General features: G+C 60.6%; 18 protein-coding genes. 12 read left to right on the plus strand and 6 right to left on the minus strand.

Annotated elements, in window-relative coordinates:
- Positions 1-199 precede the first annotated feature (199 nt).
- Positions 200-1,435, plus strand: coding sequence for an acyl-CoA dehydrogenase family protein (locus ACRWA7_RS00560; protein WP_438390617.1), 1,236 nt, complete (start codon positions 200-202; stop codon positions 1,433-1,435).
- Between the two features lie 3 nt (positions 1,436-1,438).
- Here ACRWA7_RS00560 and ACRWA7_RS00565 read toward each other — a convergent pair whose 3' ends face one another.
- Positions 1,439-2,065 carry a cysteine hydrolase family protein gene (locus ACRWA7_RS00565; RefSeq protein ID WP_438390618.1) on the minus strand — a complete coding sequence of 209 codons (627 nt, stop codon included), beginning with the start codon at positions 2,063-2,065 and terminating at the stop codon, positions 1,439-1,441.
- A 36-nt stretch (positions 2,066-2,101) separates the two neighbouring features.
- Positions 2,102-3,013: a LysR family transcriptional regulator gene (locus tag ACRWA7_RS00570; RefSeq protein WP_438390619.1), complete on the minus strand. Its 912-nt coding sequence runs from the start codon at positions 3,011-3,013 to the stop codon at positions 2,102-2,104.
- Between the two features lie 117 nt (positions 3,014-3,130).
- Between ACRWA7_RS00570 and ACRWA7_RS00575 the strand changes: the two genes are divergently transcribed.
- From ACRWA7_RS00575 to ACRWA7_RS00585, 3 genes are all read left to right on the plus strand, one after another.
- Complete coding sequence (locus ACRWA7_RS00575) at positions 3,131-3,787, plus strand: glutathione S-transferase family protein (protein ID WP_438390620.1); 657 nt, start codon at positions 3,131-3,133, stop codon at positions 3,785-3,787.
- A gap of 34 nt (positions 3,788-3,821) precedes the next feature.
- Entirely contained in the window at positions 3,822-5,867 is a 2,046-nt protein-coding gene (locus tag ACRWA7_RS00580) for a 2Fe-2S iron-sulfur cluster-binding protein (RefSeq protein ID WP_438390621.1), read from the plus strand.
- Positions 5,868-6,090: 223 nt separating this feature from the next.
- On the plus strand, positions 6,091-7,161 hold the full coding sequence (locus ACRWA7_RS00585) for an IS30 family transposase (RefSeq protein ID WP_438390622.1): 1,071 nt from the start codon (positions 6,091-6,093) through the stop codon (positions 7,159-7,161).
- A gap of 165 nt (positions 7,162-7,326) precedes the next feature.
- On the opposite strand, the gene ACRWA7_RS00590 is transcribed toward ACRWA7_RS00585, so the two are convergent.
- A complete protein-coding gene (locus ACRWA7_RS00590) occupies positions 7,327-8,838 on the minus strand; it encodes a CoA-acylating methylmalonate-semialdehyde dehydrogenase (protein WP_060858776.1) in 1,512 nt (503 codons plus the stop codon).
- Positions 8,839-8,946: 108 nt separating this feature from the next.
- Between ACRWA7_RS00590 and ACRWA7_RS00595 the strand changes: the two genes are divergently transcribed.
- On the plus strand, positions 8,947-9,885 hold the full coding sequence (locus ACRWA7_RS00595; protein ID WP_438390623.1) for a LysR family transcriptional regulator: 939 nt from the start codon (positions 8,947-8,949) through the stop codon (positions 9,883-9,885).
- Between the two features lie 36 nt (positions 9,886-9,921).
- Here the strand turns inward: ACRWA7_RS00595 and ACRWA7_RS00600 are convergent, their stop codons facing one another.
- Positions 9,922-10,431, minus strand: a complete 510-nt coding sequence (locus tag ACRWA7_RS00600) for an RrF2 family transcriptional regulator (protein WP_060858775.1) — start codon at positions 10,429-10,431, stop codon at positions 9,922-9,924.
- A gap of 256 nt (positions 10,432-10,687) precedes the next feature.
- Here ACRWA7_RS00600 and ACRWA7_RS00605 point away from each other — a divergent pair, with 256 nt between their 5' ends.
- A complete protein-coding gene (locus tag ACRWA7_RS00605) occupies positions 10,688-11,908 on the plus strand; it encodes an NAD(P)/FAD-dependent oxidoreductase (protein WP_438390624.1) in 1,221 nt (406 codons plus the stop codon).
- Between the two features lie 35 nt (positions 11,909-11,943).
- Here ACRWA7_RS00605 and ACRWA7_RS00610 read toward each other — a convergent pair whose 3' ends face one another.
- Both ACRWA7_RS00610 and ACRWA7_RS00615 read right to left on the minus strand, forming a co-directional pair.
- A complete protein-coding gene (locus tag ACRWA7_RS00610; RefSeq protein WP_438390625.1) occupies positions 11,944-13,122 on the minus strand; it encodes a pyridoxal phosphate-dependent aminotransferase in 1,179 nt (392 codons plus the stop codon).
- A gap of 81 nt (positions 13,123-13,203) precedes the next feature.
- Positions 13,204-14,115 carry a LysR family transcriptional regulator gene (locus tag ACRWA7_RS00615; protein ID WP_438390626.1) on the minus strand — a complete coding sequence of 304 codons (912 nt, stop codon included), beginning with the start codon at positions 14,113-14,115 and terminating at the stop codon, positions 13,204-13,206.
- A gap of 77 nt (positions 14,116-14,192) precedes the next feature.
- Between ACRWA7_RS00615 and ACRWA7_RS00620 the strand changes: the two genes are divergently transcribed.
- The 6 genes from ACRWA7_RS00620 (at position 14,193) to ACRWA7_RS00645 (ending at position 20,433) form a co-directional block, all read left to right on the plus strand.
- Positions 14,193-14,864 carry an HAD-IA family hydrolase gene (locus ACRWA7_RS00620; RefSeq protein ID WP_438390627.1) on the plus strand — a complete coding sequence of 224 codons (672 nt, stop codon included), beginning with the start codon at positions 14,193-14,195 and terminating at the stop codon, positions 14,862-14,864.
- Positions 14,861-15,991, plus strand: coding sequence for a DSD1 family PLP-dependent enzyme (locus ACRWA7_RS00625; RefSeq protein WP_438390628.1), 1,131 nt, complete (start codon positions 14,861-14,863; stop codon positions 15,989-15,991). The genes ACRWA7_RS00620 and ACRWA7_RS00625 overlap by 4 nt, the downstream gene beginning before the upstream one ends.
- Positions 15,992-16,250: 259 nt before the next feature.
- Positions 16,251-17,330: a catalase family peroxidase gene (locus ACRWA7_RS00630; protein ID WP_438390629.1), complete on the plus strand. Its 1,080-nt coding sequence runs from the start codon at positions 16,251-16,253 to the stop codon at positions 17,328-17,330.
- A gap of 138 nt (positions 17,331-17,468) precedes the next feature.
- On the plus strand, positions 17,469-18,014 hold the full coding sequence (locus ACRWA7_RS00635; RefSeq protein ID WP_060858784.1) for an RNA polymerase sigma factor: 546 nt from the start codon (positions 17,469-17,471) through the stop codon (positions 18,012-18,014).
- Positions 18,011-18,940 (plus strand): anti-sigma factor family protein, encoded by a 930-nt coding sequence (locus tag ACRWA7_RS00640; protein ID WP_438390630.1) that lies wholly within the window; start codon positions 18,011-18,013, stop codon positions 18,938-18,940. The genes ACRWA7_RS00635 and ACRWA7_RS00640 overlap by 4 nt, the downstream gene beginning before the upstream one ends.
- A gap of 503 nt (positions 18,941-19,443) precedes the next feature.
- Positions 19,444-20,433 (plus strand): anti-sigma factor family protein, encoded by a 990-nt coding sequence (locus ACRWA7_RS00645; protein WP_438390631.1) that lies wholly within the window; start codon positions 19,444-19,446, stop codon positions 20,431-20,433.
- The last annotated feature ends 76 nt before the right edge of the window (positions 20,434-20,509 follow it).

The following is a 20,509-nucleotide window of genomic DNA, read 5'->3' on the forward strand; positions in this document are numbered from 1 at the left end:
CTCCAGGTTGGCAATGCGCGAGAGTCCTAATGTAAACCGTTTCAACGCGTACACCAACCGCGATTGCTCTCCGGCCGATATGCAAACCGCAAAACGATCTAACGGCACGGCAAGCGATCAGCTAGATTTTCGAATCCATACGTGTGCGCCAAAGCGTTAGCCACACCCGCTCCTTGAACCTCAGAAAGGATTCGACGACATGACTCAATTGCCGCCTGGCACGTTATCGGTTGGAGCCGATTACGACAATGTCGCGCGCCGCTTCAGGCCAATCTTCGCCTGTATTGCCGAGAGTGCGGTCGCACGCGACCAGCTCAGGACACTGCCGCGCGAACAAATCGCCGAACTCAAGCAAGCCGGCTTTGGTGCATTGCGCGTGCCGGTCTCGCACGGAGGCGCGGGCGTGTCGATCAAGCAGTTGTTCCGCTTGTTGATCGAACTCGGCACCGCCGACTCGAACCTGCCGCAGGCGTTGCGTGGACACTTCGCGTTCGTGGAAGATGTCGTCAATGCGCCCGCGAGTCCAGAGCGGGACCGGTGGTTCAAACGTTTTGTCGAAGGCGATCTGTTCGGCAATGCATGGACGGAAGCAGGCGACGTTGCGCTTGGCAGCATAAAGACGCAGGTGTCCAGGCGTGATGGCCGGTGGGTCGTGAACGGCGAAAAATACTACAGCACGGGCAGTATCTTCGCGGACTGGATCGACGTCTATGCGCAACGCGCCGAAGACGGCAGCGACGTCATTGCCGCAGTCGCCACGCAACAACCAGGCGTCACATTGAGCGATGACTGGGACGGTTTCGGCCAGCGCACCACCGGCAGCGGCACGACCGTATTCAACAATGCCGAGGTCGAGCATGCGCACATAGTCGACTTCTCGCGCCGCTTCAAATATCAGACCGCCTTTTATCAGCTCTTCCATCTGGCGACGCTGGCCGGGATTGCCCGTGCAGCCGAACTTGACGCCGCCGCCGAAGTGCGCGCGAGAAAGCGCATCTACAGCCACGGCAACGCGCCCCATGTCAGCCAGGACGTGCAGATCCAGCAGGTCGTTGGTGAGATCGCGGCATGGGCCTACGCCACCGAAGCGATTGCGCTGCGCGCGACCGAGCCGGCGCAGCGCGCATATGAAGCACATTTCGCGGATGATGCCGAAGCCGAGAAGCGCTTTAACATTGAAGCAGAAATAGAATCGGCGAAAGGTCAGATTGTCGCGACAGAACTTGCATTGCGCGCTTGCACGCATTTATTCGATGCGCTCGGCGCATCGGCTATTGGAGGCGGCAAGGCGCTCGACCGGCACTGGCGCAATGCGCGTGCGGTCTCCTCGCATAACCCGGTCATCTACAAGTCGAAACTCGTGGGAGACTGGTCCATCAATCAGAAGGAGCCGGTGTACCTCTGGCAGATCGGCGCCGGGCCTGCAAACAAATAGACGCTAACCGCGAGCACGCGCCCTCTGGTTCGACGCGTAGATGTTGTCGCGTACCGGTGCGGCGCCGCCTTCGAGCACATCGATCCATTCGTCGGTGGAAAGCACCGCGGCAAACCGCGATTGCATCACGACAGTGAACACGCGGTGGATCTCTTCGGCGCTCGCATGACCCGCGCGGTTTTCATAGGGCACGGAACCGGTGGCATCGACGAGAAACTCAACCGACATGCCCGCGTGGACCGCGTGCTTCACGGTGGAATCATCGCAGTTGTGCGTCATGTAGCCGGCGATCACGAGCGTGTCGATTTCGTGCGCCTTCAACCAGTCGCCCAGCCCCGTTCCGGCGAACGCGCTGGGCAGCGCCTTCTCGATCACCTGCGCATGCGGCCGTGAACTCACCACGTCATGCAGCGCGGCGCCGACTGATCCGCGCGCGAACAATGGCGACGTTTCGGGAGCGATATTCTGGATCAGCACCACAGGTACGTTGTGGCGGTTCGCGGCGTCGATTGCGCGGCCTATATTTGCAAGCGACACATCGACGTCCGGATATTCAATCAGCAGGTTGCCGGTGACATATTCATTCTGCACATCTATGACGATCAGCGCGCGGCGCGGCGAGGACGGCATGGCGAAGCTCCTGTGGTGTGGTGAACCTGCTCGCGACTATACAACGTCACGTTCAAGATGTGCCTTCAGCGCGTCGATGAAAACGCGCACCATCGGCACCGGATACCGTGCCGACGGAAACACCGCATGAATCCCCGTCGGCGGCCCCGACCATTCCGGCAGCAAGCGCACGAGCCGTCCTGCCGCAACATCGTCGCCGATTGAAAAGTCCGTGAGAAACGCCACGCCGCCGCCCGCGAGGGTCGCGGCGCGGCAGGTGGGCGCGGTATCGGCGAAAAAGCCTGCGTTGAAGCGGATCGTGCGTTTGGCGCCGCGTTTGCTTTCCACCGATACCACCAGCGGTTTCGTCAACGCCGACATGGCCACGAACGGAAGCTTGGCGAACGCTTCGGCCTTGGCGGGCTTGCCCCATGTATCGATAAAACCGGGACTCGCGACCAGCCACTTCACGAAGCCGCCAATCTTCACCGCGCGATAACTCGAGTCCGCGAGCCGCCCAAGGCGGATGGCGACATCCACGCCTTCCGCAACCAGGTCGACCAACCTGTCCGCCGATACCAGTTCGACTTTCAGTTCCGGATGGGTTTGCCGCAAGGCGACCAGCATTGGCGCGATGACGCTTGCGCCGTAGTCGATCGGCGTTGCCACGCGCAGCGTTCCGCGCAATTCGCCCGACCCTTGAGCGAGCGCCGAGATCGCGTCATCCGCCGTGCTCAGGATATGCCGGCAGGCCGTGTAGAACGCGCGTCCCGCCTCAGTCACGGTAACGCGGCGCGTGGTTCGCACGAGCAGGGTGGCGCCGAGTTCCGCTTCGAGCCGCTGCATGTGCGTGCTGACCATGGTCTTCGCGATTCCCAGGCGGTCCGCGGCGGCGGTCAGCGATCCGGCTTCGACAACGGCCGCAAAAACTGCCAGCCGGTTGAGGTTCACTCCGCTCAGGTTGGTCATGTCGATTGTCCACTTTAAGAGGATTGTGTTACCGCGATTATCCATCTTTCAGGATTATTCGGGGCGCACTATGCTGGAAGCATTCGTTCACTTCCTCAACTGTGCCGGAACCCGATAATGCCCGCCACCAACAAACCCCTGCCAAACCAGCCGATCCGTCTGCACACCACCTTGCTCTCCGGACATGGTCATCGTGTGAAGCTTTTCCTGACGCTGCTGGACCTGCCGTTCACGACAATCGAACTCGACATGAAAGCCGGCGACAACCGCAAGCCCGCGCATCTCGCACTCAATCCGTTCGGCGAAGTGCCGGTGATCGAAGACGGCGATATTGTCCTGACGGATTCGAATGCAATCCTTGTATACCTTGCACGCAAGTACGGCGATGCGTCGTGGTTGCCGGAAGATCCCGTCAATGCCGCTGCCGTCCAGCGCTGGTTGTCGCTCGCGGCGGGCAAGATTGCATACGGTCCGTGTGCCGCGCGGCTCGTGACCGTGTTCGGCGCGCCGCGCGACCATGCAGGGGCAATCCGCATTGCGGAAGATCTTTTTGCGATCATCGAAACCGAGTTCCGTGACAAGCCGTTCGCTGTTGGACACGCACCGACGATTGCGGATATTGCCGCGTACTCCTACATTGCGCATGCGCCCGAAGGTGGCATATCGCTCGATCCTTATCCCAACTTGCGCGCGTGGTTAAAGCGCGTGGAAGCATTACCGCGCTTTCTGCCGATGCCTGTAACGAAGGCCGGCTTGCTCGCTGAGTCTGCCTAACGTTTCGGCTTCGACCAACAACCGGTGAACGCTCATGTCCGATACGCTCGTCGCGGTTCCGCCCGCAGGCTGGAGCATTGCTGAATCGCCTTTTCATGCGGGAGAGCTCGCGGCGCAGGAGCGGGTCGGCGTGCGTGAGCGCATGGATGTCAATGCGCGTCGCGGGATTCGCGATTACATGCCGGAGCAGCATCGGATATTTTTTTCGGAGCAGCCATTCATGGTGCTTGGTGGTGTGGACACAGCGGGGCAACCGTGGGCTACGTTGCGTATCGGCGAACCGGGGTTTGTGTCCACGCCCGATGAACACACGTTGCGCATTGCAGGCCGCAGCCTCAATGGTGATCCGCTTGCGGGCACGTGGAAAGTGGGTTCCCTGTTAGGTGGCCTTGGCATTCAGCCTGCAACGCGCAGGCGTAATCGCGTGAACGGAGTTGTGACGGCTATCGATGAACATGCGATTACCGTAGCCGTCAGCCAAAGTTACGGCAACTGTGCGAAGTACATTCAAAGCCGGACGCCATCGCCCATGGATTTCGACACGCAAGCACGTGACGATGAAGCGCCTGTCATATCCGATCATTTGAGCGATGCGGATCGCCAATTGATCTCCAGTGCGGACACATTTTTTATTGCTAGCGCTGATACATCAAAGGATGCGGGATATGGGCGTGGCGCGGACGTCTCGCATCGCGGTGGCAAGCCGGGGTTTATTCGTATCGACGATAACCGCACGCTTACCACGCCGGATTTCAGCGGCAACCTATTCTTCAACACCATTGGCAACTTGCTGCGCGATCCGCGTGCGGGCTTGCTGGTGATCGACTTCGTCAGTGGTGATTTGCTGTATCTGGCCGTGGATGCAGAGATCATTTGGGAAGGGAAGGAACTTGAATCCTTCGATGGCGCCGAGCGTCTGATCCGCTGGCGAGTGCGCGAGGTCAGGCGTACTCGGCGCGCTTTGCCGTTGCGCTGGTCGGACGTTCAATATGCGCCGCAGTTAGTCAAAACGGGAAGCTGGACGAAGACGCCGAGCGCATGGCGGAAGCTTAAGGTATCCGAAGTTCGAGAAGAAGCGCCTGGCATCAAGTCGTTTTATTTTGAACCGGCCGATGACATGCCTCTTCCTCCCTACGAGCCCGGTCAGTTCTTGCCGATCCGCCTGGACATTCCGGGCCATGCGGGACCGGTCACGAGGACCTATACGCTATCCGATGCCTACGATGCGCGGCGTTACCGGATCACGGTCAAGCGAGAGGGCGTTGCGTCGACATGGCTGCACGAGCACGTTAAAGCGGGTGCATTTTTAGAGGCCAAGGCGCCAAGTGGCGCATTCGTTCTCGACCGCACGAACACACGTCCGATAGTCCTTGTCTCTGCGGGCATAGGCATTACGCCGATGATCGCGATGCTTAAAAGCATAGTTGGCGACCCAAATGAACGCTCGGGGCTTGAGCATATTTACTTTATTCATGGCGCGCGTGACGTGAATGAGCACCCGTTCGCTGATGAACTTCACGCCGCAACGAAAGCATTTCCGCGTGTTTCGATTCATCTTAGGGAGAGTCGGGCGGTGAACGCTTCTACGGCGGGGCGTGTGGACATTGCGTATTTGAGGAGCGTATTGCCGTTTGGTGATTATGACTTTTATCTTTGCGGCCCGGCGGCGTTCATGCAGGATTTGTATGGCGGCTTGCGGGGGCTCAACGTAGCTGATGACCGTATTCGTTTTGAGGCGTTTGGTCCTGCCAGCGTCAAGCGAGATAAGGGGCTTATAAACCTGATGCCGATTGTGCCTGAGCGTTTGGCGAAGGTTGTTTTCAAGCGGTCGCAAAAAACGGTGCAGTGGTCTCCGGAGGATGGAAGTTTGCTTGAATTGGCGGAAGCGAATGGCGTGGAGGTGGCGTCGAATTGCCGGTCGGGGGTATGCGGCACGTGTTCCACGCGCATTATTTCGGGCGATATAACCTACCCCGTGCCGTGCGAGGGAGAGGCCGAGGCTGGAATGGCGCTGCTTTGCAGCGCGATTCCAGCGAAAGCGGGTAAAGGAAAGGAGTCGACCGTAGTGATAGATGCGTGAGCGTGAACTTGCCCGAGAGCGCTGGTGGCGAAGCGTGTGGATGTAGGGATACGGAGGGGGAGGGTTTCAGGTGTTGTTGGTTATGGCGTCGAGGGTTCTTTTGAAGTCCCAAACCGATGTAACTGCACGCTCGGGACACTTAAGAATTGGCGGTTGAGAGGCGTTTTCTTTGCTTGGCGTTTTCAAGGTACAAGTGCAACACCTTTGAAATAGGATATGTTGCATGGGACAAAGCTATGAACATCTCAGCGCTGAGGAGCGTGGCTCAATATTTGCCATGAAACTTGCCAACGAAAGCACGCGCGCGATCGCGCGTGCGCTCCGACGTTCGCCAAGTACGATCAGCCGCGAACTCAAGCGCAATGGCTGGAAGTCCGATGAAGAGCGCGGCGACAGAGGACGGCCTGCGATCGCGGGCGCTTACTGCGCGATCCGTGCTGGTCGACGCGCGGGACGGCTTCGCCGCAAACCGCGTTACGAGCGCAAACTGCACGTTGACGGCGCGTTGTGGCCCGAAGTGCGGCAGTATCTGCAAAAGTGTCACTCACCCGAGCAGATCTCAGCCGCACTCAAACTTGCCCACCCTGATGAGCCTGCTTTGAACGCTTCGCATGAAACCATTTACCGAGCCATTTACGCCGCGCCCCGAGGCGAGTTGCGCCGGGAACTCGTCAGCCTGTTGCGACAGGGACGTGGCGCACGCAGGCCGCGCACGCGAGGACAGGACCGGCGCGGCAAGCTCTCCGACATGCTCAGTATTCACGTACGCCCTCCCGAAGCCAACGACCGGCTCATCCCGGGTCACTGGGAAGGAGATCTGATCAAAGGCCTGGCTAACCGTTCGGCAGTGGGTACGCTGGTGGATCGCAGCACGTTGTTTGTGATGCTGGTCAAGATCGATGGCAGTACGGCGCAGGCAGCGCTGGAAGCCTACAGTGCCGCGTTCGCGCCGCTCGATCAGGGACTGCGTCAAACCCTGACCTACGACCAGGGCAAAGAAATGGCGTTACACAAAAAGCTGGCTGAGGCGACGGGCATCAAGATCTACTTCTGCGATCCACACAGTCCGTGGCAACGCGGTATCTGCGAAAACATCAATGGGCTGCTGCGCCAGTTTCTACCCAAGGCGACCGATCTATCGGTATTCTCGCAGCGACAACTCGATGCGATCGCGCTGAACATGAACACCCGCCCTCGAAAAACGCTCCAGTGGCGCACGCCTGGTGAGGTCTTTATTGAAAACTGCGCCAAGCACGGCATTGTCATTGACCCCGCTGTTGCACTTGGAGTGTGAAAGCGCCCTTCGTTTCTTTTTCGCCGTTGGAAAAAGAAATGAAGTCCCGCCACGGACAGTGGCTAACAGTGCTAAAAAGGACCACCGAACAGGAGTCGCGCGCGGGCGCAAAAAACAGCAACCCTGCGCGACCCCCGCCCAAGGGGCTAAAAACGACCTCACCCCCTACTTACTAACCGGCATGGCAAACTCCGCCCCTTTCTCGGTAGATTCCGGCCACCGCTGCATGATCGACTTCTGCCGTGTATAAAACCGCACCCCTTCCTCGCCATAGGCGTGCATATCGCCAAAAAGGCTGCGTTTCCATCCACCAAACCCGTGCCATGCCATAGGCACAGGAATAGGCACATTAATCCCGACCATCCCGACTTCGATCCTGCGTCCGAACTCACGCGCAACGTGCCCATCGCGCGTATAGCATGCGACGCCATTCCCAAACTCATGCGCATTGATCAGGTCAACCGCTTCGGTAAAGTCCTTCACCCGAACGCAAGCCAGCACCGGCCCGAAAATCTCTTCCTTATAGATACGCATATCGGGCGTCACGTTATCGAATAGCGTACCGCCGGTAAAGAACCCTTCCTCATGCCCGGGCACTTTCAACCCACGCCCATCGACAACAAGCGTTGCACCCTCTTCCACACCCAGTGCGATATACCCTTCAATGCGTTCCAGCGCCTGGCGCGTGACGATTGGCCCCATCTCGGCATCGGCTTCCATGCCATTCTTCACGATCAGCGACCGGGCGCGTTCTGCAAGCCGCGGAATCAGTTTGTCGGCGACATCGCCCACCAGCACCGCGACAGAAATCGCCATGCAACGCTCACCCGCCGAGCCATAACCCGCGCCGACCAATGCATCGATCGCCTGATCCAGATCGGCATCCGGCATCACGACCATGTGATTCTTCGCGCCGCCAAGCGCCTGCACGCGCTTGCCGTGCTGCGCGCCGGTCTGATAGATATAGTTCGCAATCGGCGTAGAACCCACGAAGCTGATGGCCTTCACATCGGGATGCACGAGCAGCGCGTCGACCACGACCTTGTCGCCCTGCACCACGCTGAATACGCCATCGGGCAAGCCCGCTTCCTGCAACAAACCCGCCATGAAAAGCGATGCCGACGGATCGCGTTCGCTCGGCTTCAGCACGAAGCAATTGCCCGCTGCAATCGCGACCGGGAACATCCAGCATGGCACCATGCACGGAAAGTTGAACGGCGTGATGCCGGCGACCACGCCAAGCGCCTGACGCGTTGTCCAGTTATCGATACCGGTGGAGACCTGTTCCGTGAAATCGCCCTTCAGAAGCTGAGGAATGCCGCAAGCGAATTCAATCACATCGATACCGCGCGACACCTCGCCTTGCGCGTCGCTGAACACCTTGCCGTGTTCGGCGGTAATGATTGCGGCGAGTTCATCGCGATGCTTGTTCATCAGTTCAAGGAAACGCAGCATCACGCGCGCACGGCGGATAGGCGGCGTTTCACTCCATCCGGCGAACGCTTTCTTTGCGGCTGCAACGGCGGCATCGACGTCTGCTACGTCGCCCAGATGCAGCGTGCGTGCTTCCGCGCCCGTCGCGGGGTTGAAAATCGGCTGGGTACGCGCGCCCGTTCCGGGTACACGGCGGCCCTGAATGAAATGGCCGACGTCCGCGCGATCGCTGAAGCTTTGCATGATGAGGCACCTGATTGAGTAGAAAGTCTGTTGAGTGTAAGAACCCGGAGCATGCCTGCAAAGACGTTATGATTGAAATGATTGTTTTCTATGGTGAACAATGGGTATATGGAAACGCAACGAGTCGAGTCTCTCTGGACACACCTTTACTGGCTGACGATCCTCGCGCAGCAAGGCAGCTATACGCGCGCCGCCACGCGGCTTGGCGTGAGCAAGGCCGCCATGAGTCAAAGGATAGTTGAACTGGAACGCGCCGCCGGTGTGTCGCTGGTGCAGCGCACCACGCGCAGCGTGCGGTTGACGGAGGCGGGACAAAGGCTGGTCGAGCAGACGCGCGGGCAGTATGAGGATATTGCGCAGAGCTTTGCGGGCGTTCGCGATTCGGCGGGAATTGCGCGCGGTGAATTGCGCGTCACCGCGCCGGTTGCCTTCGCGCGACAGCAACTCGTGCCGCATTTATCGGCTTTCCTAAGGGCAAACCCGGAGGTGCGGGTGCAACTGGAGGTATCGGACCGGATCAGTTCGCTTGCGAGCGAGGGTTTCGATCTCGCCATCCGCCATAGCGCCGTCGCACCCGAAACACATGTTGCGTGGACGCTTTGCAAGACGCGATCCGTGATCGTGGCGACACGCGCTTATTTGAAGCGTCGCGGCACACCTTCCACGCCGCACGAGCTGGCCTCGCACGACTGCCTGTTCTACCCGCGCGCGCAGGACGCGCCAGCATGGACATTCGAACGCACGACCGGGCGCAAGGCGGCGGGACGTGTCACCGTGCCGCTCAACGGGCCATTCTCGGCGAACAATAGCGAGACCTTGCGCGATGCCGCTCTCGATGATCTCGGCATTGCATTGGTCCCCGATTTCAGCGCTCAGGCCGCGCTGCGTGCCGGGCAACTCGTACGGCTGTTGCCGGACTGGCAGCCCACGGGCGTATTCGCCGAGCAGCTTTACGTGGTTCGCCCCTATGCATCACACGTGCCGCGCGCCGTGACGGCGTTTGTATCCTATTTGCGCAAGACGTTTGAAAACGGATTCTCCGATTAACGTCTGCGCCTTTGAAGCGCGAGATGATCCGTTCGCTTAGCGATTGGCCGCGCGATTGTCGATCCAGTTGACGATCTCCGCGTGATACGTGCGCGGCGCTTTCGCCACCGTGCGCGCCGCCAGATCCGCCAGCGTCTGTGCTTCCAGCACTTCGTGCATGCGCTTTTCAGCCTCGAGCATGACGGCATGAATGGAACACATGCCGCTTGTCGCCCACTTGGGCGCGGTATCGCCGAAAATTGCGCAGCGCGCGCGAATCTCGCGGCAATCGAATAGGGCCTTCGGCCCATCGACTGCCTGCACCACGTCCAGAACCGTAATGCGCTCGGCGGCCCGGGCGAGCGTGAATCCCCCGCGCGCGCCCTCGGTCGCCACGGTCAAGCCAGCCTTATGAAGCTTGGTGAACAGCTTGGCAACGTAATCCACCGATAACCCCTGCAGTTCCGCGAGATCCCGCACGCTTGCCTCGCTCACGCCGGCGGGCGCATCAGTCAGGTACAACAGGCAATGCAGCGCGTATTCGACGCCTGAACTGATGTGGCTCATCCTATCTCCGACACATTAAATCCTAGTTGCGACATTCTATTCGTTGACGTGGCGTCAGGCAACGACGATTTTTTTGATCTGAAAATGTATTTTTTTGCCACATTTTGTAGGTCTTTTCTCCATATAGCAGCAAGCAAAGTCTGAATGCATGTGCGACGCCATGGCGCTTGCACAATTTATCTCCGCCTCGTAAAGTCGTAGTTATCGCATCAAGAACCGACAGCGAAAACACGATCAACAAACGGAATTTTTGGAAATGACTGATAACCGCAAGAGAATCCTGGTTGTAGGCGCCGGTTTCGCCGGCATGTGGAGCGCACTCGGCGCAGCGCGTTTGCTCGACGCTGCTCGCACACACGGCGAGCAAATCGAAGTGGCCCTGATCGCGCCCGAGCCGTCGCTGCATATGCGACCGCGCCTTCACGAGGAAAATCCGCTTAGCTTGAAAGCGCCTTTGTTGCCGCTTTTTCATGCAACAGGAATTCGCTTTATTGAAGGCAGCGTGCGCGATATTCGCGCCAGGGATCACGAAGTGGAAGCCGTCGGCACGGACGGCAAGGCCTTTACGGTGCGATATGACAAGCTCGTACTGGCCAGCGGCAGCGCGCTATTTCGGCCGCCGGTTCCAGGCCTCGATTCGGCTGCATTCAGCATCGATCAGATCAGCGACGCCGCGCGTCTCGAAGCACATCTTGACGCTCTCGCAAGTCAACCCGACACACCCGCGCGCAATACCGTGGTCGTGGTGGGCGGCGGGTTTACCGGCATCGAGATCGCAGCCGAACTGCCTGCACGCCTGCGCTCGATTCTGGGCGAGCACACCGCGGTCAAGGTGATCGTGATCGAGCAGGCCGACGCCATAGGTCCGGATCTTGGCATGGGACCGCGGCCGGTTATCGAACAGGCGCTGTCCGAACTCGACATTGAAGTGCGCTTGAACGTTGCGGTAAAGAGTATCGATACAGACGGCATCGTTACCTCGAACGGCGAACGCATCAACGCGAAGACGGTCATCTGGACCGCCGGCATGCGCGCCAATGCGCTTACAAAACAGTTCAATGCCGAACGCGACCGGCTTGGTCGCCTGCACGTGGACGCAAGCTTGCGCGTGACCGGCGAGGACGATATTTTCGCTGCAGGCGACGTCGCCTTCGCGGCAACCGACGACGCCGGCAACCACGCGCTCATGTCGTGCCAGCACGCAATGAACATGGGCCGCTTCGCAGGCCACAATGTGGCGGCTGATCTGATTGGCGGCGAGCTTTTGCCTTATCGACAACCGGTGTATGTGACCTGCCTCGAACTCGGGCCCTGGGGCGCCGTTTTTACGGAGGGATGGGACAGGCAGATCAAGCTCGTCGGCAACGAAGCGAAAGCGCTCAAGCGCCAGATCTGCACCGAGTGGATTTATCCGCCGGAAGCCGATCGAAAAGCAGCGTTCGATGCAGCCGATCCCATGGTCACGGTCGTGGCTTGAACGCTGGACGCGGACGGCGTTTCGGAACAACCAGACTAACGTTCGAGGCTTGCTACAAACGCCGCGATGCGCTCGCATGCCTCGGCAAGACGTGCTTCGTCGAGGACAAAACCGAGCCGCACGAAACCCGTTGCGGTTTCTCCGAACGCGCTTGCATCGAGCAACGACACACCCTGAGCGCGAAATAGCTGCCAGCTGAAATCGTAAGCGCTCAGGCCCGTGCCTCTCACGTCGACCATCATGAACATGCCTGCCTCGGGCAAAAGGCAACGCAAGCCGGGCACATTGCGCAGACGATTGAACACAATGTCCCGGCGCCGCCGGTATATCTCGCGCATGTCCGCAACAATCCGCGGACGGTTCTCGAGCGCGGTCATTGCTGCTTGCTGAATGAAACCCGGCAAGCCGTACAACATGCACAACGCGAGCCGTCCAAGATGTTCGACAAGCGCCTTCGGACCCACCACCCAACCCACGCGCCACCCTGGCATTGCATGCGATTTCGACAAGCTGCCGATTGTCACCGTGCGCTCGGCCATGCCTTCGAGCGAAGCAATGCTGACGTGCTCGCGATCGAACGTCAGGTCGGCATAGACTTCGTCGGAGACGATCCACAGATCGTGTTTTTTCGCCAGCGATGCAATGCGCTCAAGATCCTCGCGCGGTATGACAACGCCGGTCGGGTTGCACGGCGTCGCGAAGAAAATGGCTCTAGTACGCGGCGTGATGGCGGCTTCGAGCGCATCGCAATCCAGATGAAATGCCTTCGCCAGATTTACGGCCACGGGCACGAGCGTCGCGCCGGTGACGCGGACGCTGGCTTCGTAAGTCAAGTACATCGGTTCAGGCACGATGATCTCGTCGCCCGCTTCGCACAGGCACATGGACGTAGCGAAGAGTCCGTTCTGCGCGCCCGCCACGACGATCACGTTGTTCTCATCGATGTCTTGATTGCCGGTCTGGCGCACGTGATCCCGCGCAATCGCAGCACGAAGCGGCGCGCGTCCAACCACTTCCGCGTAGTGCGTGTCGCCTTCGCGCAGCGCATCAATAGCACGATCGACGATCACTTCGGGTGTCGCGAAATCCGGATCGCCAACACTCAGAATGATGACGTCGTTGCCTTTATTGAAGGCTTGCTGCGCCGCGTGATGAATTTCCCATGCGGCAGTGCGCTTGCCTTGCAGACGCCCGACGAGATTCGAATACTTCATGCGGCCACTCCGTTGAAGCGCGACGAATGAACCGGCACGCGTGGATGGAATCTGATCCGCTGGATTATAGCGGCGGTCTTGTCAGTGGCTGACGCCGAGGTTCGCCGCAAGATAGTCCAGCAACGCCTGCACGCGCTGAGGCCTGCCCCGGCGCGTTGGCATCAGCGCGATGACTGGCGCGCTGCCAAAGTCCCATTCGCCAAGCAGCCGGACGAGCTTGCCCGATGCAACCGCATCCGCCACGTCCCATTGCGAACGCAGCACGAGGCCCAGGCCATCTTCGGCCCAACGGCGCGCAACGCTGCCGTCGTTGGTGCTGAACGCCGCGCTGACACGCAGCGCAAGCGGCGTCGAATTCCGCGCGCCGGCTCGCGAGCGCCTTCGGCGTATGCGCCAGAGCGTCACGTCTTCATCGTTCTCGCGGATACAGATGCAATCGTGATCGAGGATCGCGCGCGGTTCGCGTGGATATCCGCGCGCCGCGACATAAGCCGGGCTTGCGCATAACCATCGCTCGTTCGCAAGCAATGTCCGCGCGGTCCACGACGTGTCGCGCACCGTGCCGATCTGGATGACGACGTCAGCATCGTGGCTATGCGGCCAGGGTGTTTCGAGCAGATCGAGTTGCAGCCGAATCTCCGGGTTCTCGCGCGCAAAACGCGCGAGCAAGGGTGCAACGTGCACACGGCCGAAGCCGAACGGCGCCGCAATGCGGATGTGACCCGCGAGGCGCGCGGTCTGGTCGCGGAAGGTATCGGGAAGCGCTTCGATTGCCGCGAGCAAGCCCTGGGCTTCGCGTGCGAGCCTCGCGCCGTCGGCAGTCAGCGACATGTTCCGGGCATCGCGCGTGGCGAGCGTTACGCCCAGCGTTTCCTCCAGCTTCTTGAGCCGCATTGAAAGCGCCGATGTGGTCACGTTGAGCACACGCGCCGCCGCGCTAAGCGATTCCGAGTGCGCAAGCGTGGTGACGAGCCTGAGATCGGCGAGTTCCATCGTTCAATTCAGTTTAAGGATAGATGTGATCCGATTTAACCATACCTTAATGTTTTATCGGTAGAGTTGTGCCCATCATGCCAAATCAATCTGCCTCGAATTATCCGAAAGCAGTGCTGTTCGACCTGCTGACCGCCCTGCTGGATTCATGGACCCTGTGGAACCGCGTGGCTGGCAGCGAAGCCGCTGGCCGCGCGTGGCGCGCGGAATATCTGCGGCTGACCTATCACTCCGGCGCGTATGTGCCTTACGAAGAACTCGTGCGTCAGGCCGCGTTGCAGGTCGGCCTGAATGAGTCGGCCGCGCGCACGCTCGACGCCCAATGGCTGCATCTTGCGCCATGGAGGGGCGCCCGCGATACGCTGCGCAGACTCGTGCCGCACTGCAAGCTCGCGATCGTAACGAACTGTTCCGAGCGGCTCGGCAAGCAGGCTGCGGAACTGTTCGATATCGATTGGGATGTGATCGTGACAGCGGAAAGCGCGGGCTTCTATAAGCCCGATCCACGGCCTTACCAGCAGGCGCTGGATCGCCTTGAAGTAAGCGCTCACGACGCTGCGTTCGTCGCCGGTTCGAGCTATGACATGTTCGGCACCGCCAGGCTCGGCTTGCGGACTTACTGGCACAACCGCGTGCATCTCCCGCTCGTGGAGGGAGCGCAGGCGCCCGAAGTCGAAGCGCCGACGTTCGATGCGTTGCTGCCCTGGCTGCGCGATTTCGGTTTATCGAAGGAAAACTCCGCACAATGACGCTCGACCAGATCGAAACACCCGCCGCGTTGATCGACCGGCCGCGCATGATGCGCAATATCGAGCGCATGCAGTCGCATATGGACGCGCTCGGCGTGGCGTTCAGGCCGCATGTGAAGACGTCGAAGTGCGTGCAGGTGGCGCGTGCGCAACGCGATGCGGGCGCGCGCGGCATCACGGTATCCACGCTGAAGGAAGCCGAGCAGTTCTTCGCGGCCGGTTTCAGCGACATCCTGTATGCAGTGGGCATGGTTGCATCGAAATTACCGCGCGCGCTGGCGTTGAAGCACGCCGGCTGCGATCTGAAACTCATCGCCGATAATCTCGAATCGGCGAACGCCATCGCGGAGTTTGGCCGCTTGCATGGCGAGACTTTCGAGGTCTGGATCGAGATCGATACCGACGGTCACCGCTCAGGCGTCAAGCCCGGCGAAGCGCGTTTGATAGACATCGGCCGCGCGCTGAACCAGGGCGGCGCGCGTCTTGGCGGCGTACTCACGCATGCAGGTTCGAGCTACGAACTGAACACGCCGGATGCACTCGCCGCGCTCGCCGAACAGGAGCGCGCCGGTTGCGTGCACGCGGCCAAGCGGTTGCGCCACGCGGGCCTGCCGTGCGATGTCGTCAGTGTCGGCTCCACGCCAACGGCCCTCGCCGCGCGGCATCTGGAGGGCGTGACAGAGGTGCGGGCAGGCGTCTATGTGTTCTTCGATCTCGTGATGCGCAACGTTGGCGCGTGCGATACCGCCGATCTGGCGCTGAGCGTGCTGACCACGGTCATCGGGCATCAAGCCGACAAAGGGTGGGCCATTCTCGATGCCGGCTGGATGGCGATGAGCCGCGACCGCGGCACGGCGAAGCAAACGCACGACTATGGTTACGGGCAACCATGCACGCTGGATGGCGCGCCGCTCGAAGGCTACACGCTTGCTGGCGCGAACCAGGAACATGGCATTCTCGCGAGTACGGGTCAGCCGGACACGGATATCGCCGCGCGCCTGCCCGTGGGCACGCGGCTCCTGATCCTGCCGAACCACGCCTGCGCGACCGGCGCACAATACCCCGTGTATCACGCGCGCTCGGGCGAAGGCCGGATTGAGGTGTGGGAGCGGTTCTACGGCTGGTAAGCCCGGCGCGACTTGTCAGATAACGTTTTCACAAACCGGGTTCCCGCGCGCGTGGCGCGCTCAGGCGCGGCGCTCCATTTCGGCTGATCGCGACCGATTTTCCGGCTTCGCGGCCGGCACCATCAAAAATATTTGTGTCATAAGGTCAACAGACAACCTTTTTGTCCAACTATACTTACGGCCTTCTGACTTCCTGGCTTGCCGGTGTCGCCAATCAAGGGCCGATTCCCCATGGCAGCAATGAAGCCAACGCATCGCCATGACTGAAAAGCGCCGTCGTTCCAGCCTGATATCCCGCTATGCGCTGATTGCCGTAACCGTTGGCGCCACGGCGGGATTGTTTGCATGGGCCGGCGGATGGGTGCATGGGCCGATTGGTCAGCCACCGCTTACCTCGAGCCGCCTGATCGATGCGTTCGAAGCCAATACGGGTCCGCATCCCGGCTTTCGGCGCAATCATGCCAAGGGCGTATGCGTGAGCGGCCGGTTCGAAAGCAACGGCAACGGCACGCAGCTTTCGCGTGCAAGTGTATTCAGGCCGGGCGTGGTGCCGGTGGTCGGCCGTCTCTCGGCGCCGGGTTTCGATCCGACGCAGGAAGACGACACCGCCATGGTGCGCAGCCTGGCACTCAGCTTCACGTTGAGCCATGGCGAGCAATGGCGCACCGCGATGAACTCCGTGCCCATCTTCGCCGTCAGCACGCCACAAGCGCTGCTGGAGCAGCTGGCCGCTTCACGGCCGGACGCCGCGAGCGGCCGCGTGGATCCGGCGAAGATGGAGATGTTCCTTGAAAAGCATCCTGAAACAAGGGCTTTTCATGAATGGCTGTCGAGTCACCCGGCTTCATCGACTTTTTATGACGCCAGTTATTTCAGCATCAATGCGTTCAAATTTACCAACGCGGCCGGCAACACGCGCTTCGTGCGCTGGAGCGTAGTGCCGGATGCGACGTACCGGCCCGTCGCCGCGAGCGCCGCGCGGGATCCTGATTTCCTCGCGCACGACCTGAGCAAGCGGCTCGAGCGCGGCCCGGTGCGCTGGCATCTGATGATCACGCCGGCCGGTCCGGGGGACCCGACGAACGACGCCACGCGCGTCTGGCCAGAAGAGCGGGAATTGCATCGCGTGGATGCGGGCGTGCTGGTGATCGGCCGGGCGGAATCGCAAATTGATGGACCTTGTCGCGATATCAACTTCGATCCGCTTGTTTTGCCGGTTGGAATGGAGCCGTCGGACGACCCCTTGCTGGCTGCGCGCTCGTCGGCTTATGCGGTTTCCTTCAATCGCCGGACACGGGAAGAAGCATTAGCAGCACAGGCAGCAAGTAACCGGCGCTAGGCCTCGCGGTTCGCCGCACGGCTACACGGCGAGATGTCCGATCTCAAGTTAAAATTCACGGTTCGTTTCACGCAGCGCTCGCGTGCATGCTGCCAGCAGCATTCGGACAAGACACTGGTACCAGGAGATATTCGTTCGATGAACGGTGCAGACTTACCAAGCATGCTCCCCGAGATGCTGCCGCGCTTGTGGGCCTTCGCGCTGCGCATATCGGGCGACCGGCACGACGCCGAGGATCTCGTCCAGCGGGCGTGCCTGCGCGGCCTCGAACGGGCGCATCAGTTGCAGCCCGATACGGCCCCGTTAAGCTGGATGTTCTCAATTGTCCATTCCACCTGGATCAACGAGTTGCGGGCGCGAAGCGTGCGCAAACGTTCAAGCATGGAATGGGATGACGACTTCCTGGAAAACGTTGCCGACCCGGTCGACAAGGGTCCGGAAACGCAACTCATGCACAGCCAGATCATCAGCGCCGTGGAACGCCTGCCCGAAGCGCAGCGCGTGGTCATGCTGCTGGTCGCGGTCGAAGGCTTGAGCTATCAGGAAGCCGCGGATGTGCTCGAGGTTCCTATCGGAACCGTCATGAGCCGTTTGTCGCGCGCACGGCAAGCCGTCGGCGCGCAATTCGGCGCGCAGGAACCGAAGCCAAAAGCATCGGCGACGCGAAAGGATTCAATCGCATGAAAACCGAAGAAGTCACGGAAGTGACATTAATGGCCTATGTCGACGGCGAACTGCCGCCGGCCAAGCGCCATGAAGTCGAGGAACACATACGCGCTTCGTCCGAAGCCGCGGAGCTGGTTGCGCTGCTGAAGACGTCGCGCGTGGATTATCAGGACGCGTTCGCCACGCAGAACTTGCCGCCCGTTCCGGATTCGCTCACGCAAAAGATCGCAGCGATGTCCCGCGCGCATGCGGGCAAGACCGCCGCGCCGACAGTCGCGTTCGCCGTCAATGACAGCGCCATGCCAGCGTCTGCAAAAGCTCCCGCCGCGCCCGTTCGTTCGCGCTTGCGAACCGTGCCGGCGTGGCTTGCCGCGGCGTGCGTGGCGGGCGCGTTCTGCGGCGGCTTGTTCCTGCGGCTCGGCCCTCTGCTGGAGCACGGCGCACCGGGATCGACAGTTGCAAGCAATCTCTCGCCGTGGGTGCAGGCGGCCACGGGCTACCAGAAGCTTTACACCCGCAACACGCTGGCTTACGTCAACGAGACTGCGGAAACGTCGTCGAGAACTGTCGATGACATCCGTCGCGACGACGGTCTTGCGCTGCGCATTCCGGACTTGCGCAGCGCCGGCCTGACGTTCAAGACGGTGCAGCGGCTGCGTTTCAACAACAAGCCGCTCGTGCAGATCGTGTACCAGCCCGAAAAGGGCGAACCTGTTGCGCTATGCGTGATGAAGGACGTGAAACCCGATCAGGCGGTTTCGGGCCAGGATGTCGACGCCATGCGCGTGGTCACCTGGCGTCAGGCCGAGCTGAGCTACGCGCTGATTGGCAAGCCGGATGGCGTGGACCTCAATGCGCTTGGCAAGCGGATCTCTAATCGCGAAGTGGAGCAACTGTTTGGCGACGCGGGTTCTGTGTTCCCGCCGATTGCATCGGTCAGCTGATTTTTCACAGCGTGTACGCCGTGGCGCGTTTTTGCCCGCGGCGTTTTCTCCTAGCGACATTCAAAACATGTGGGTTGCACGAAACACGGTTTAAGCGTCCGCACAAAAACACAGTTACACTTGTTACAGGTTCGGCTCTGCCGGAATCGCATGTTTTGTATGGCCGACTATTTTAAATTGGCACATATGGAATTTTGGCGAAACCTGAAGTGTTCTTCATATAGCGCCGGTTCCACTTGAGGCGTCGTCGCGCGGTTGGGGCGGTCTCAAGCGGCCTATTCCTGACAGTCCGGCGTTGCCGGCAGCGCAACGGGTAGTTATGCTGGCTGTTCCGGACACGCGGATTTGGTTATATATCAGCCATTACAAACTGTGATGAAGCAGTAGGTCCTCGAAGGTCGATTGCAATCGCGCAACGAGCAGTTGCTCGTCGCCGGAAGCAATAAAGGGCACGAGAGAAACAAAAACATAAATCATCAGCGAAAGCGAACTGCTTAAGTCTTATGAAATCGGACGATACCCTGCTGATGGCCTACGTGGACGGCGAACTGCCGCCGCACGAACGCGAGGAAGTCGAGCGCGAACTGCGCACTTCTCCCGACGTGGCTGAGCGCGTCGCGCTCTTGCAGGCATCGCGGCTGCCGTACCGCGACGCGTTTGCCGGACAGAAGTTGCCGCCCGTACCGGCCAGCCTGACGGCGAAGATAGAAGAGATGGCGCGCGCGGCAAAGATCAAGGCGGCCACGCAAACGCAGGCCGCGATTGCCGAAGCCGATGTCAGTGTCAATGATCCAGTGGCCGAACGCGTGCCCGGAAGCCCTGCTTCGTCCACTATCCGCTCGCGGCTGCGCGTGGCCCCGGCGTGGCTCGCCGTCGCGTTCCTCGGCGGCGCGTTCGCGTGCGGACTCGTGCTGCGGCTCGGACCCGGCGCGGGACCGGCTTCGACCGTGGGTGCATCGATTGCATCGGTGGGAACGGGTGTATCGCCGTGGATTACGGCTGCGGCCAGCTACCAGCAACTCTATTCGCGCGAGACGGTCGCGAACGTCACCAGCGACACGGATCTGTCCATCAAGACCGTCAACGAAATCCGCCAGGACGACGGCCTCGCGCTGCGCATTCCGGACTTGAGCGCGGCGGGACTGACGTTCAAGCGCGTGCAGCGGTTGCGCTTCAACAACAAGCCGCTCGTGCAGATTGTGTATCTGCCCAAGGAAGGCGCTCCCATTGCGCTGTGCGTGATGAAAGAGGTCAAGCCGGATGCGGCGGTGGCCGATCAGAAAGTGGCGTCGATGACCGTCGTCACCTGGCGTCAGGCCGAGCTCGGCTATGCGCTGATCGGGCAGCCTCAGGGCGTCGACCTGACCGCGCTTGGCAAGCAGATTTCCAGCAGCCAGGTCGCACCGCTCTTCAGCCGTGACGAATCGCGTGCGGCAGGCGCAGCGCTGTTGGCATCGGCGAAAAACGCCTTCACTGCGCGCCCGGTTTCCTAGGCGCGGAATAATTTCATCGCTTCGCTGTTGTGTTTAATGCGCCGGCCATTTCCTGGCTCGCGGCGCATTAACGCAC

The organism is Caballeronia sp. DA-9 (assembly GCF_051615025.1).
In the GTDB taxonomy this organism is placed as follows: Bacteria; Pseudomonadota; Gammaproteobacteria; order Burkholderiales; family Burkholderiaceae; genus Caballeronia; species Caballeronia sordidicola.